The organism is Cognatundibacterium griseum (genome assembly GCF_014284195.1).
In the GTDB taxonomy this organism is placed as follows: Bacteria; Pseudomonadota; Gammaproteobacteria; order Burkholderiales; family Burkholderiaceae_D; genus Undibacterium; species Undibacterium griseum.
In genome coordinates this window covers 42,426-56,591 of sequence record NZ_JACOGC010000002.1, presented here as the reverse complement: position 1 = coordinate 56,591, position 14,166 = coordinate 42,426, and the positions used below count along the sequence as shown (strand labels likewise).

10 protein-coding genes are annotated in these 14,166 nt (G+C 53.7%); 2 read left to right on the top strand and 8 right to left on the bottom strand.

The features are described from left to right. Window positions 1-22 precede the first annotated feature (22 nt). On the bottom strand, window positions 23-820 hold the full coding sequence (locus tag H8K27_RS04735; RefSeq protein ID WP_186862071.1) for a carbon-nitrogen hydrolase family protein: 798 nt from the start codon (window positions 818-820) through the stop codon (window positions 23-25). Continuing rightward, the gene (locus tag H8K27_RS04730; protein ID WP_186862070.1) at window positions 817-5,010 is read right to left on the bottom strand and encodes a YhdP family protein; all 4,194 of its coding nucleotides are present in this window, start codon (window positions 5,008-5,010) and stop codon (window positions 817-819) included. The genes H8K27_RS04735 and H8K27_RS04730 overlap by 4 nt, the downstream gene beginning before the upstream one ends. A 261-nt stretch (window positions 5,011-5,271) precedes the next feature. On the opposite strand from H8K27_RS04730, the gene glnE reads away from it, so the two are divergent. Continuing rightward, the gene (glnE, locus tag H8K27_RS04725) at window positions 5,272-7,989 is read left to right on the top strand and encodes a bifunctional [glutamate--ammonia ligase]-adenylyl-L-tyrosine phosphorylase/[glutamate--ammonia-ligase] adenylyltransferase (protein WP_186862069.1); all 2,718 of its coding nucleotides are present in this window, start codon (window positions 5,272-5,274) and stop codon (window positions 7,987-7,989) included. 166 nt (window positions 7,990-8,155) lie between these two features. Here glnE and pbpG read toward each other — a convergent pair whose 3' ends face one another. From pbpG to H8K27_RS04710, 3 genes are all read right to left on the bottom strand, one after another. Next, the gene (gene pbpG, locus H8K27_RS04720) at window positions 8,156-9,199 is read right to left on the bottom strand and encodes a D-alanyl-D-alanine endopeptidase (protein WP_186862068.1); all 1,044 of its coding nucleotides are present in this window, start codon (window positions 9,197-9,199) and stop codon (window positions 8,156-8,158) included. 110 nt (window positions 9,200-9,309) lie between these two features. Further along, window positions 9,310-10,005, bottom strand: a complete 696-nt coding sequence (locus H8K27_RS04715) for a nitroreductase (RefSeq protein ID WP_186862067.1) — start codon at window positions 10,003-10,005, stop codon at window positions 9,310-9,312. Continuing rightward, window positions 10,002-10,442, bottom strand: a complete 441-nt coding sequence (locus H8K27_RS04710; RefSeq protein ID WP_186862066.1) for an acyl-CoA thioesterase — start codon at window positions 10,440-10,442, stop codon at window positions 10,002-10,004. Before H8K27_RS04710 ends, H8K27_RS04715 begins: the two co-directional genes overlap by 4 nt. Before the next feature lie 330 nt (window positions 10,443-10,772). Here H8K27_RS04710 and H8K27_RS04705 point away from each other — a divergent pair, with 330 nt between their 5' ends. Further along, window positions 10,773-11,342, top strand: a complete 570-nt coding sequence (locus H8K27_RS04705; protein WP_186862065.1) for a phasin family protein — start codon at window positions 10,773-10,775, stop codon at window positions 11,340-11,342. Between the two features lie 134 nt (window positions 11,343-11,476). Here the strand turns inward: H8K27_RS04705 and H8K27_RS04700 are convergent, their stop codons facing one another. From H8K27_RS04700 to H8K27_RS04690, 3 genes are read right to left on the bottom strand one after another with little or no spacing between them, the layout of a single operon-like run. Beyond that, window positions 11,477-12,202: an ABC transporter ATP-binding protein gene (locus H8K27_RS04700; protein ID WP_186862064.1), complete on the bottom strand. Its 726-nt coding sequence runs from the start codon at window positions 12,200-12,202 to the stop codon at window positions 11,477-11,479. Then, complete coding sequence (locus tag H8K27_RS04695; RefSeq protein ID WP_186862063.1) at window positions 12,202-12,972, bottom strand: ABC transporter ATP-binding protein; 771 nt, start codon at window positions 12,970-12,972, stop codon at window positions 12,202-12,204. The genes H8K27_RS04700 and H8K27_RS04695 overlap by 1 nt, the downstream gene beginning before the upstream one ends. Before the next feature lie 11 nt (window positions 12,973-12,983). Beyond that, a complete protein-coding gene (locus H8K27_RS04690; protein WP_186862062.1) occupies window positions 12,984-14,165 on the bottom strand; it encodes an ABC transporter permease subunit in 1,182 nt (393 codons plus the stop codon). Between the last annotated feature and the right edge of the window lies 1 nt (window position 14,166).

Genomic DNA, 14,166 nt, shown 5'->3' with positions numbered 1-14,166 from the left:
CTGCAACCCGGGACATGATTCCTTACCATATCTGACGATGTTGAAGCGCCGGCAGGCTCTGCCGGATATTCCTGATCACGTCCGCATCGAGCTCACCGCTGACAAATCCCTCGCCCTCCGGCAATACCGCCAGCACCTTACCCCACGGGTCGATCAGCATGCTGTGTCCCCAGGTGCGGCGACCATTCTGATGCACCCCACCCTGACCGGAAGCCAGCACATAACACTGGTTTTCGATGGCTCTGGCACGCAGCAGAATCTCCCAGTGCGCCTGTCCGGTTGTATAGGTAAATGCTGCCGGAACGACGATCAGCGCACACGGCCCCATGGCGCGGTACAGCTCGGGAAAGCGCAGGTCGTAACAAATGGATAATCCGACTTGCCCCAGCTCCAGATCAAATGCGGCGACCTGATGGCCGGGGGTAATGGTGCGCGATTCCTCGTATGATTCTTCGTCTTTGGTAAAACCGAATAAATGCATTTTGTCGTAACGGGCGCAGACTGTGCCTTCCGGACTCCAGACCAGAGTGGTGTTCAATACTTTACCCGGCTCCGGCGACTGCAGGGGAATCGTACCGCCGATCAGCCAGACCTTCAGTGTTCGCGCCATCTCCGCCAGAAATGATTGCATGGGCCCCGTTCCGGCAGGCTCGGCAATATCAAGCTTGTCGGTGTCACGCAATCCCATTAATGGCCAGTATTCCGGCAACAACAATAATTGCGCACCGTCTGCTGCTGCCTCGGTCAGCAAGCGGCGGGCCGTGGCGATGTTGTGCTCCAGATCAGCACCGGAAATCATCTGGATCGCTGCAATTTTCATTCATCCCCCTTATTCATAGCCGGCTGCCCATGCGTGGCGGCAAGCTCTCCGCTGTCAAACCGTTCCAGCTTTTTGACCACCGGGTCCTTCCACGGACCGCTGATCAGATATTCGAAAGTAAATGCTTTCGCCAGCGGCTCGCGCAGAAACAGTTGCGCCAGAAAGGTTCCCAGTCCGATCACGGGATTGACCGCCAGTCCGTACACCACCGAAGCCGCACCGGCATTAATGACTGGAATCACCACCACGTGCAGTTGCTGCGATTCGCGCACAATATCGGCTTGCCCGCTCATCACGACGGTGGCATTCACGCCCCGCATCTTCAGATTATCCGTTTTTGCAATTCCCTGCTGAATCTGGGCCGTGCCAGTGATGGCATCAAAAGCAAACCCCTCTGAAAAAATATCCCTGAAATCGAGCGTCAGGCGACGTGGCAATGACTGCATGCTGAGCACGCCGAGTAATTTGGCGGCACCCGGATCGACTTTCAGAAATTGCCCTGCCGAGAGATCCAGTTTCACCTTGCCGTTCATGCTGGGAATATCCATCGCAAACGGCAATCCGGCCCAGCGGATATCGCCTTCCAGACGACCGTGGCCACCGCTCAGTACATGCGGAAAGCCAAACCGTTCCAGCAGCTGACCGCTATTGGCAATATCGAGCACATAATCAAGCCGGGTATTGCCATCGTCGTTGCGACTGCTCCATTTGCCGCTGGCGCGTAATTCGGCATCGGGATTTTTCAGCCAGACTTTGTTCAGCAGCCATTCACTGGCACCGGCATTCATCTGATTGCTGGCCTGCAGTTCCAGCCTTCCCAGCTTTTTATCCAGCAGTTCAAATTGCTCGGCAACGATATCGAGTCCGGGAATTTGCGTTCCGGCGTTTTTTCCTTCCAACAGGTCGCTGACTTCCGATGCGGCGGAATGCGGAATAATCAGTTTGCTGAGCCGCGCTGAAATATTGCCGGGACCGGGCCGCGCCGGATTATCAGTCCAGCTGAAGTGGCCGGATACCTGCCGGGCATCAATGTTGGCCTGCCAGGTATCGTTCAGATGTGAAACGCCGAGTACCACCTGATCCAGCTGCTTACCCAGAATGTGAAGTTGCCCGGTGCGCACCGCCATCACGCCGGCGTCGATGTATGGACGGATATCCAGACTGGCAGCACCGGTACTGCGGTTGTCGCCAGCCGGATTGTTGCCCGCCGACAAACCGGTCAGTGCCCGCCATTCATCGGCCTGCAGAACCGGCGTGTCGATATTCACGACCAGGCCGGCAGCCGGTTCGGGTGCCGCGGCATTCACGCCGATCCCACCGCGCACCACCTGCCAGCTGGCGGTTTTGTCAGCGGCTTTTTTCCGCCAGTAACGGGCATGCAGCAAGCTCCCCAGATTCACCCGCAGCTCGTCCTGCCAGACATTGCTGTCTGCAGAAGCCTGTGGCTGGATATCGATGCGCAACGGCAGCAATTCGGCACTGTTCTTTTTTAACGGCGCAGGAAAATTCAGCGCCAGTCCCTGCAAACCGGATTCAATCACGATTTCCGGCAATTGTTTTTTCACATTGATACTGGCGGTATACCTTGTCGTGCCGCTGACCCGGCCACTGAGCTGCTCGCGGTAAGCTGCCGGCAGGAACTGCGACAAACCTTCGCCTGTGGCGCTGCCGTCAAGCCGGATGCGGATACTGCTGTCTTTTTGCGACCCGCCGCTGATCACGACCGGGCCGCCCAGCGCATAGCCCTTCAGCGTTCCCAGATTCACGCCGCGCTCATTAAATTCCAGCCTGCCACTGGCAGCGCTGACCACAGGAATACCCGGCTGCAGCGCAACTTCATTGTTCATCAGTTGCAGCGCCCCCTGGACTTTGGCATCGATCAGGTGCTGCAAGGGTAATTGCAGTTTCAGACTCAGCGCGGCAGCAGAACCGGCTCTTGTTTCATCCAGAAAATGCCCCAGCCAGCCGCTGACCGGACTGGCTGCCACATACCCCAGCATGTTCTGCAGGCTGCCGCCGACATTGCCTTCAATATTCAGCACCGAGCCGCTGGTCAGCAGATCGGGAATCACTGCCTTCACCTTGCGCAATTCAACGCCCTGCGATTTCGCTGTATCGCCATGAATTTCCATGCGGGCGCGATCGAAAATAAAACTGCCCTTGATATCATCTATCACCGGCCAGAGCGTCGTTTTTCCGTTGTCGGATAACGCGCCGGCGGTGAAATCGAGTTTGCCGCCGCTGAGGTTGCCCTTCACCAGAAACTCACCTTTGCTGCGGGCATACGCATCGCTGGCAGAAAACGGAAAATAGGTCAGATCGCCTTTGACCCTGACACTGACATCATCGGCGCGGCCATCCAGAATCCCCCGGGTCAGCCAGTGCCGCAAATCTTCCTCGGCCACGGCCGGGATATAGCGATCCAGTTGTTTCAGATCAAAACCCTGAATATGCGCGCTCAGATCGACCTCTCCGGGCTGCGGCTGCGCTGACTGCCGCATCGGCAGCACATGCCTGCCACTCAGACTGGCATGCATACTACCTTGCACCATGTCCATTTTTGCGATCTGGAACAGCAGTTTGTCATCCTTGTCAAATTTCCAGCTGGCTTGCATCTGCAGCCGGTTGAACGGCATCAGTGGATCGACAAAATAGCTCGACAGCCGCAGCGACAGATCGCGTGAATCCAGCGCGAAATGCCCGCCCTGATCATTAGCATCAATCGTGCCGGACAGATTTTCAAATCCAGGAATGGCGGGCACCGCCGCCTTCGCCGGGCTGCGCGCCGTCTTAGGATGGGCCAGCTGCGCTGCCTGCGGCGCCATCGAGAGCTGGATAAATTCCCCCTTGACTTTATAGGCAGCGATTTCCGGGTAACTTCCCTGCCAGCTGGCGGAAAATTCCTTTAACTGACCTTTCGGCGCAAAGTCCGCCAGCATCTGGCGCTGGTCTGCCGGAAGCGGCAGGTGCTCGGCAAAATTGGCGAGCATCTCCAGATCAAGGAATTTGGCGTACAGCTCAACCCGCTCCGGCTGCCCATTGCTGCCGGGGGTAAAACTTTCCTTGATGGTGGTGGCGGGCATGCTCATGCCATCGCGGCCTTTCATGGAAAAATTTTCCAGCGCAATGGTGTGACCTGCCTTGCCGAAAATCGACGGCAGGTATTTTTTGCCAAGATCGATTTTTTCGCTGGCAATCACCCGCCCGCTGATTTCGCTCATGTCCAGTTCGGGCAGATCGCGCCCCAGTTTTCCCTGCACATCACTGAGTTTCAGATCTGCTGTAAGATCAGCCACCCGCCCGCGTTCCCAGCGCAGCCAGGAACGGACCGAGCCAAAACCGCGATGGATCAGGGCCGGGTAATCCACATACGCACTCAACTGATTCAGGTCCGTCTGATGCAGATCGACATACAGATCCCCGGCCCAGGTGCTGAAATCGGAAATTTTCCGGGTAAACGCCGGATGCAGCATATCCCCCCGGATATCCAGCGGCGCAGCCAGCCCCGCTGCCGGCGTGGCACGCAATGCAAAGCGATGATGCCGCCACTGATTCTGCAACAGCAGATTTACTTGCGTCAGCTGCAGCTCAGGCGCCTGACGGTATTGGTCTTTCCAGCGCAGCAGGCCATCGTGGATCACAATCTGATGCTGCTCCAGCACCCAGTCCAGTCCTTTGCCATCACCGCTTTGCCGGGAGTCGATCAAAAAACCGCCGATGTAAATCTGCCCGCCGGCATCCCTTTGCATATTCAGGACAGGTCGATTCAGCTCAATACGATTGAACCGCAGGTTGGCGACCATCAGCGACCACCAGGACAAGGTCGTCCGGATTTCCGGCAGAGCCAGCGCGGCCTGACCGTTCTGATCGTGCAGCACCACGTTTTCCAGCGCCAGCTGCGGATTCATTCCCTGCCAGGAAGCCTGCAATGCCTGAATGGTGACGACACGCCCAATGCTGCGGCTGACCAGTTGCTCCACCTGCGGCTTGTAATTGGCGACCTGGGGCAGCAGAACGTAGCGGGACACCAGAACCAGCGCGGCAAATAAAAAATACAACACCAGCGCCAGACGCAAGCACCAGCGCAGGCAGCCACCGCAGGCAAACCACAGGTGTGTGCCCGCCCGCTGCCATACCGGCGGGCAGGCGGCCTGTTCTGTGCTGCGAGGGGAAGATGCGTCTTCTGTCATGCTATCGGGGCACATCAGACAGCAACAATCCGGCGTCTGCCGTTGCTGAGTAAACCACTGCTTTCAACATACTCCCCTGTATTTTTTAAAATTTCAGCCAATTATCCGCACCAATGAAGGGCTGGCAAACATACTCCCCCGGAGTATATTTCACTCACCTTATCGTCCCGTCAGAAAACCCGACGTAAAATCCTGCTAGCAACGCCCATATGCCTTAGAATCAGTTTTCATCTTATTCTGCAGCTGCCGGCCTGCCCTGACATGACATCAACCACCGATATTCTTCTCACTTCCCGTTTTTTACAACGCTGGCTGCAAGCATCGGACGAACGCCAACCGGTGCTGGACACAATCTCTGAATTATCCTTGAGCCCGGCGATTTTTGCTCAGATTTTACAAAAAGAAATTTCCGGCGGCGCCAGTCTGAACAAAGCCATGCGCCGGCTGCGCAATCTGGTGATCTGCACCCTGATACGGCGCGATCTGTCCGGAGCGGCCAACTTGCATGAAGTGGTGACGACTATCAGCGAATTCGCCGACTTTGTCGTACAACAGCATCTGGCGGCGCTCGATGCCGAGTGTCAGGTACTGTACGGCATCCCGATCGGACAGGACAGCGGTACGGCACAGGAACTGGTCGTGCTGGGCATGGGTAAGCTGGGAGGTTATGAACTCAATGTTTCTTCCGATATCGACCTGATTTTCTGCTATGCCGAAGATGGTGAAACCCGCACCACCGATGACTCCCAGCGCAGTTTGTCAAACCATGAATATTTCAGCCGCCTTGGCAGGAAACTGATTGCGGCTATTTCTGAAATCACCGAAGACGGTTTCAGTTTCCGGGTCGATATGGCGCTGCGTCCGAACGGCGCATCCGGTCCGCTGGTCGCCAGCTTCGCGATGGTAGAAGAATATTTCCTGATTCAGGGGCGTGAATGGGAGCGCTACGCCTGGGTCAAGGCGCGCGCCATGACCGGCAAGGCAGATGAAATTACAGCGCTGGAAAAAATTATCCGGCCCTTCGTCTACCGGCGTTATCTCGATTACGGCGCGATCGACTCATTGCGCTCTATGCATGCGCAAATCCGGGCCGAAGTCGTGCGTCAGGAAACCCGTCATCCGGAACGCAGTAATAATGTCAAACTGGGACGCGGCGGCATCCGTGAAATCGAGTTTCTGGCGCAGGTATTCCAGCTGATCCGTGGCGGACGCGACTTGCAGCTGCGCGACCGCTCAACCCGCCATACGCTGGAAACCCTCGCCACCAAAGGCATCCTGGACAAACAGATCGTACAGGGGCTGCTGAATTCCTATACCTTTCTGCGCAATCTGGAACACCGCCTGCAATATCTGGACGATGCGCAGACCCACACTTTTCCGGCTGCGGCGGAAGATCAGCAGCGCATTGCAGTCATGATGCGCTATCAGACTGTGCAGCAATTGCTGAACGAACTGAGCCACCACCGCCAGTTTGTGGCCGAGCAGTTTGATGCCATTTTCAAGGAAAAATCCGGCTCTGCCGCCGATCAGACTTCCGGTTTGCTCAGCAATCATCTGGATGCCGCTGAAAATACTGATGCGCTGGCAGCGCAACTCAGCAGCGCCGGCTTCCAGGAAGCGCAGGATGCAGCCCGACGTCTGCTGGCAAGCTGGCAATCGCCGCGGATACAAGCCTTATCGGAAGGCAGCCGTAACAAGCTGGTCATGCTGCTGAATCAGGCCTCCGGACTGGTCGGCAAACTACCGGAAAATCAGCTGACCTGCTGGAATCGCCTGCTCGACTTTATGGAAACCATCGCACGCCGTTCCGCCTACCTGTCGCTGCTGACGGAATACCCGCATGCGCTGGCCAGGGTGATCCGGATGATGGAAGCCAGCGACTGGGCCGCCAAGTTTCTGACCCGCCACCCCATCCTGCTCGATGAATTGCTGGATGAATCCGTCCTGCATCAGCGCCCCGACTGGCGCCACTTCGAGCAGGAACTGCAGCGCCAGCTGCAACATCATCAGGGCGATACCGAAAGACAAATGGAGACACTGCGTGAAATGCATCATGCCATGCAATTCCGCTTACTGGCGCAGGATCTGGAGGGCGAGCTGACCGTGGAACACCTGGCAGATGGTCTGTCTCAGCTGGCGGATCTGATCGTTGCCGCCACCATCCAGGCAGCCTGGCAAACCATCGCCAGCCGCCACCGCGACATCCCCCGTTTTGCGGTCATTGCCTACGGAAAACTGGGTGGCAAAGAACTGGGTTACGCGTCCGATCTGGATGTCATTTTCCTCTACGACGACGAAGATCAGGAGGCGCCGGCCAATTACGCAAAACTGGCACAACGCTTCATCACCTGGATGACCAGCCATACGCCGGCAGGCATCCTGTTTGATATCGACATCGCACTGCGGCCTGACGGTGCAAGCGGTTTGCTGGTGTCGTCGGTTCAGTCTTTTTCCCGCTACCAGGAAAAATCTGCCTGGTTATGGGAACATCAGGCACTGACCCGGGCACGCTTCTGCGCAGGGGACAGCGCAATCGGCGCCGCGTTTGAAGCAATCCGCAGCGACGTATTATGCCAGCAGCGCGATCCGGCGACGCTGACGCAGGAAGTCATCAGCATGCGAAAAAAAATGCACGATGCGCATCTGAACCGCAGTGATTTATTCGATCTGAAACATGATGCCGGCGGCATGATTGACATTGAATTCATCGTGCAATACCTGGTGCTCAAATATGCGCATCGATACCCGCAGCTGACAGCCAATATCGGCAATATAGCCCTGCTTCAACGATGCGGCGAACTGCAACTGATCGATCCGGAACTGGCAGAAAAAACCGCGCGTGCTTACCGCTGGTTCCGCAAGCTGCAGCACGGTATCCGGCTGCAGGGGGCAGACCGTGCGCGGGTTGCCACCACCCGCGTGACCCACGAGGCCGGAGCAACCCGGCAATTATGGGCCAGTCTGTTTCCATCTGGATGACATGCAGGCGCACCAACGGTAATCAAAACCGCTCAACAGCTACCGTCGTTTTCACCATGAGTCATGGCAGCACAAGGATGCGCCAAAACAAAAAGCCGGATTTCATGATCCGGCTTTTTTTGCGAAGACGAAATCACTTCCCCGCGCAACAGACTGATAATGACGCTTAAATTTGCGGTGGCGCTTTCGCCGTTGCTGTCATCGTTGTTTCCAGCCACTTCTTGATACGACCGGCATCGGCCAGCCGCGAATATTTGCCTTTGGAATCCAGAAATACCATGACAATCGCACGCCCCTCGATCATCGCCTGCATCACCAGACAACGACCCGCCTCAGTAATGTAACCCGTTTTCTGCAACCCGATTTCCCAGGCAGGATTCGAAACCAGTTTATTCGATGTTCCATATTCCAGCTGATGGCCGCCCGGATTGACCGTATAGCGGGAATCCGTCGAATACTCACGAATCACAGGATGCTGATAAGCCGCATTCACCAGCCGCACCAGGTCTTTGGCGCTGGCGCGGTTCTGGCTGGACAATCCGCTGGAATCAACGTAATGCGTTTCCGTCATACCGAGCTGTTTGGCCTTGGCATTCATGGCGTTGACAAACGCTGGCAAGCCGCCCGGATAATTACGGCCAAGCGCAGAGGCGGCCCGGTTTTCGGAACTCATCAGCGCAATATGCAGCATATCGGCACGCGACAATTTGGCACCGATTTTCAGACGCGAACCTGTACCTTTTTCTTTGTCAATATCATCCGTAGTGACCTCAATCAGTTCATTCATGTCCTGATTGGCTTCCACCACCACCAGACTGGTCATCAGCTTGGTAATCGATGCAATCGGTAAAGAAACATCCGGATTTTTTTCGAATAAAACTTTTGAACTGGCCTGATCCACCACATACGCCACGTTGGACTGCAGCGCGAGAGGATCATGCGTATGTTTTAAGCCAACGGTATCCCCGACACTGGCTTTTTCGACCACGATCGGCGCGACAGCGGCAATCGCTGCACCGGCAACCAGCCGGCGTTTACCATTCACCGTCACATAATGTCTGGCAGGCTTGGCTGCCACATGCGTCACGTGTTTATGGACGATACGTTTTTTATGTTGTGCCGGCTGACTGTCCGTTGCGTGCGCCAATACGGGCAACAGTCCGATCAGAGAAACAATGAGAGCCTGGCGGGCCTGATGGGCAAATTTCACTGTCTACAACTCCTCAAATAAAATGTGCCAAAAAATTTAGTGCAGTGTAGCAAATTTATGAAATATCGCAAGCGAATTAAAGACTTAGCGCAATGTATTGAAGTCCCGGTTCACCTTAAAAACTGTACGAAAGTCGCGAGGTCATCGCGCTCCGTCACCAGACTGTTTTCAATTTTCGACATATCTGCATAACCCAGCGCCATCCCGCAAACCAGCATTTCATTTTCTGGCAACATCAGTTCGTCGCGAATAATCTGGTGATATTGGGTAAATGCTGCCTGAGGACAAGTATCGAGCCCTCTGGCCTTTGCCGCCAGCATAATATTCTGCAAGAACATTCCGTAATCCAGCCAGGAACCCTGTTCCATGACACGATCAATCGTAAAAATCAGACCGACAGGCGCATCAAAAAACGCATAGTTACGGCCATGCTGGGCATGCATGCCTTGCTTATTGTCCCGTCCCAGCCCGAGCAGGGAATATAAATCCCATCCGACCTTGCGCCGCCTTTCCAGATAAGGCGTGACCCACTTTACCGGATAGTAGTTGTATTCCTCGCGGTGACCATTCTCAGCAAGAGGCAGATGGTGTGCCTGCAAAATGCACTCAGATAATTTTTTCAGACGCTCGCCTTGCAACACATACACCTTCCAGGGCTGTGTGTTGCTACCCGAAGGCGCGCGTGATGCGACCGTCAGGATGGAGCGGATATCGTCAGTATCGATTTCCGTTTTTAAAAACGCCCGGATTGAGCGACGTCCGGTAATAATCTGATCAACGCATTGCTGAGCCGGTGTTTCTATCATGCTGCCTCTCTCTGTATAGATTCCAATATTTGACGTAATGCAGAAGGTATCGGGACCGGGCGACGGTTGCTGCGATCAACATACACATGAACGAAATGCCCCTGCGCTGAAGCGATGTCTTCATTTTCCTTAAAGATACCCACCTCATAACGGACGCTGGAGTTTCCCAGCTTGCTCACCGCAACTCCGGCAACCACCTTTTCAGGGAATGCGACCGATGAAAAATAATTACACTGCGTTTCGATCACCAGCCCGATCACTTCACTTTTCTCCACATCCAGCACCTGGTTGCTGATCAAAAACTGATTCACGATGGTGTCAAACCAACTGTAATAGACCACGTTATTCACGTGTCCATATGCGTCGTTATCCATCCAGCGGGTCGTGATGTCGTGAAAATAGCCAAATTCACACCGTTTTTTTGCCTGTATTTTCATCGGAATATGTGGATCAGGTACCACAGAGAGAAAATCAAACTAAAAGTCTAACATAAGCGATTCAATTCATTCAGTGGTCATAAATCTGACCGACAATGGATGTCGGAGAAATTTACATTTCTTCAAGTAAATTCATAAAAATTAAATTTCACTGATGACACAGGTAAATGCGTCAAAATAAATTGCAACGCACAATCAATGATTGATTTAGTCTTACAAATCAATATAATAGAAATGACGCATCGCACAAATTTAATGTAAAACATTTACTTTTAATTATTGGATAAACCAGCTTCATCTTTGCTTACTTCCTCTTTTTAGGAGATTGCTATGTTTTCCGTACCAGAACAATTTTCGGCCGCTACTAAAGCTAATTTTGATGCACAACTCGCTCTGTTTTCATCTCTGAGCGGCAAAGCATTTGAGGGTGTTGAGAAATTAATCGAGCTGAACCTGAATGCAGTCAAAAGCTCGCTGGAAGAATCTGCAGCACACACCAAACAGTTGCTGGCAGCCAAAGACCCACAGGAATTCTTCACATTGAGCAGCGCCCAGACACAGCCTAATGCGGAAAAATTCCTCGCATACAGCCGTCACCTGGGAGCCATTGCTTCCGAAGCACAGGCTGAAATCACCCATGCCGCAGAAGCGCAGATTCTGGAGAATAACCGTAAAATCCAGTCCCTGTTCGACGAAGTATCTAAAAATGCACCTGCCGGCACAGAGCAAATCGTGTCTTTTTTCAAGACAGCGATGAACAACGCCAACAGCGGCTACGAGCAATTAAGCAAGACCACCAAACAGGCGGTTGAAGCTATCGAAGCAAACATGAACAACACAGTCAATCAACTGACGCAAGCGACAACCAAAGCTGCTCCACGCGCAGCAGCCAAGAAGTAATTCTGGCGGCGTAATGCCTGGCAAATCACTCATGAAGTGTCCGGACCAGGCAGCAGAACATAATAAAAAAGCCCCGATCCGGGGCTTTTTTATTGGCTGAACATTTATTAAAAAATACCGAAGCAAATAAAGCGTCAGGCTTCGCCCAGATATGCTGCCTGGACTTTGGGATCATTCAGCATATCACTGGCCAAACCGCTCATGGTGATCGCACCGGATTCCATGACATAGCCCCGATGCGCTGCCTGCAATGCCAGTTTCGCATTTTGCTCAACCAGCAGAATCGTCACACCTTGCGCAGAAACATTCCGCACCACTTCAAAGATTTTTTCCACCATGATGGGTGACAAACCCATGGATGGCTCATCGAGCAACAACAGGTTGGGATGGCTCATCAAAGCACGCGCCATCGCCAGCATCTGCTGCTCGCCTCCGGAAAGTGTGCCCGCCAGCTGCGCAGAACGCTCTTTCAGACGGGGAAATACCGAATACCACTTATCGATATCCGCATCAACCCCGCCTTTATCGTTACGGGTGTAGGCGCCCATCATCAGATTCTCGTGAATCGTCATGCGGGTAAACACGCCACGACCTTCCGGTACCATCGCCAGATGGCGTGTCACCAGTTCAAAAGAATTGCTCCCGCGAATAGAGCTTCCCATATACAGAATGTCGCCTTCCACCTTACAGCTTGGCAACGTTCCGGTAACTGCCTTCAAGGTGGTGGTTTTACCAGCGCCATTGGCACCAATGAGAGTAATCAGCTCACCTTTGTTGACTTCCAGATCAATGCCTTTAACTGCCTTGATACCGCCATACGCAACCTTCAGGTTACTGATTTTCAATACGTTCTCAGCCATTAGTGGCCCCCTCCCAAGTATGCTTCAATGACTGCCGGATTTTTCTGGATATCTGCCGGCTGACCTTCTGCAATCGGTTTGCCGTAATCAAGCACGGTGATGCGGTCACACAAGCCCATCATCAGTTTTACATCGTGTTCAATCAGAAGGACTGTTTTTCCCTCAGCCTTGATTTTGACAAGTAACTCCCTCAGCGCCAGTTTTTCAGTCGCATTCATCCCTGCCGCCGGCTCATCCAGCGCCAGCAATTTCGGATCCGTGGCCAGCGCACGTGCAATTTCCAGACGACGCTGATCGCCGTACGACAGGTATTTGGAAGTACGGTCAGCAAACTGACCAATACCGACAAAGTCCAGCAGCTCCTGCGCACGGCTGCGGATTTCCGCTTCTTCCTTGCGTGCGGCTGCATTTCTGGTCACCGCCCCCCAGACACCCTGGTGGGTACGGATATGCCGGCCAACCATGACATTTTCCAACGCGGTCATTTCTCCGAACAAGCGGATGTTCTGGAAAGTACGTGCAATCCCTGCCTTGGCGACCTCGTGCGGCGCAGAAGGAGAATATGGCTTGCCATCGAGTTCAAAAGATCCGGTATCCGGCTGATATAAACCGGTGATGACGTTAAAGAACGTGGTTTTTCCAGCGCCATTTGGGCCAATCAGACCATAAATCTGGCCTTTTTTAATATCAATTCCTACATTCGACAGTGCCTGCAAGCCACCAAAACGCTTATTGGCACCCTCGATTTTCAACATTGTCTGTTCACTCATGTCTGTTTTCCTCAGGCTGCGGCATCGTTGGTTTTGGTGATTCGGTCTTCATGCTTTGGCGCTGGCCACAAACCGGCCGGACGATTCAACATGACGACCACCATGGTCAGACCGTACAGCAACTGACGCAGAACTTCCGCCTCAATCCAGATTTTGCCAAACATCAGCATCTGAACCGGCTCCACGACATGGCGCAAAACTTCCGGAAGAGCCGCCAGCAAAATAGCGCCCAGCACAACCCCGGGAATATGCCCGATACCGCCCAGCACAACCATTGCCAGAATCACGATGGATTCCATCAGGGAGAATGACTCCGGTGAAACGAAACCCTGAAACGAGCCAAACATGGCACCGGAAACGCCTCCGAAAGAAGCCCCCATAGAGAATGCAAGCAGCTTGATATTCCGTGTATTGATGCCCATCGCTTTGGCTGCGATTTCGTCTTCACGGATAGCAACCCATGCCCGCCCCAGACGTGAATGCTGCAACCGGGTGGAAACAAAAATAATCAGGATGCACAATGCCAGGAACAAGAAATAATAGGCATTGACCGATGGCATGCTGAAACCGCCGATATGCACCACACCCGACTCACCGGCCAGTGAAACTCCCATGACGCTCACAGGGTCGATCATGTTAATTCCCTGAGGACCGTTCGTGATATTCACCGGAGAGTTCATGTTGTTCATGAAAATACGGATAATTTCACCGAAGCCCAGTGTCACGATTGCCAGGTAATCCCCGCGCAGCTTCAGCGTCGGCGCACCGAGCAGAGCACCAAACATTCCGGCAATGGCTGCCGCAAATGGAATGATAATCCAGACAGACAGGTGAATACCTTTCTGTGCGATTTCAGGACCGAAAGCAGTGACCAGAAAATTCCCGACGGTCGGGTAATTATCCACAAACGACTCGAGGATCGTGGCGAACTGAGGAGACCCGAAAATACCCGCCAGATAAGCACCTACTGCGTAGAACGCGATATATCCCAGATCAAGCAGACCGGCAAATCCGACCACAATATTGAGCCCCAGCGCCAGCATGATATACAGCAGCGCGAAATCAATAATACGGACCCAGGAATTACCGAAATTAGCAGCAACAAATGGAAACAGCACCAGCACAATACCAAGCACAGCAAAACTGGCATAGGCTTTTTGAGGATTGGCTTTTACATCAAATATCGTTGACATG

Excerpts from the sequence above, each read along its gene's own strand:
- H8K27_RS04710 (WP_186862066.1), bottom strand. The coding sequence starts at position 10,442 with ATGAAAATACAGGCAAAAAAACGGTGTGAATTTGGCTATTTTCACGAC.
- H8K27_RS04730 (WP_186862070.1), bottom strand. The coding sequence starts at position 5,010 with ATGACAGAAGACGCATCTTCCCCTCGCAGCACAGAACAGGCCGCCTGC.
- H8K27_RS04695 (WP_186862063.1), bottom strand. The coding sequence starts at position 12,972 with ATGAGTGAACAGACAATGTTGAAAATCGAGGGTGCCAATAAGCGTTTT.
- H8K27_RS04705 (WP_186862065.1), top strand. The coding sequence starts at position 10,773 with ATGTTTTCCGTACCAGAACAATTTTCGGCCGCTACTAAAGCTAATTTT.
- H8K27_RS04715 (WP_186862067.1), bottom strand. The coding sequence starts at position 10,005 with ATGATAGAAACACCGGCTCAGCAATGCGTTGATCAGATTATTACCGGA.
- H8K27_RS04735 (WP_186862071.1), bottom strand. The coding sequence starts at position 820 with ATGAAAATTGCAGCGATCCAGATGATTTCCGGTGCTGATCTGGAGCAC.
- H8K27_RS04700 (WP_186862064.1), bottom strand. The coding sequence starts at position 12,202 with ATGGCTGAGAACGTATTGAAAATCAGTAACCTGAAGGTTGCGTATGGC.
- H8K27_RS04690 (WP_186862062.1), bottom strand. The coding sequence starts at position 14,165 with ATGTCAACGATATTTGATGTAAAAGCCAATCCTCAAAAAGCCTATGCC.
- glnE (WP_186862069.1), top strand. The coding sequence starts at position 5,272 with ATGACATCAACCACCGATATTCTTCTCACTTCCCGTTTTTTACAACGC.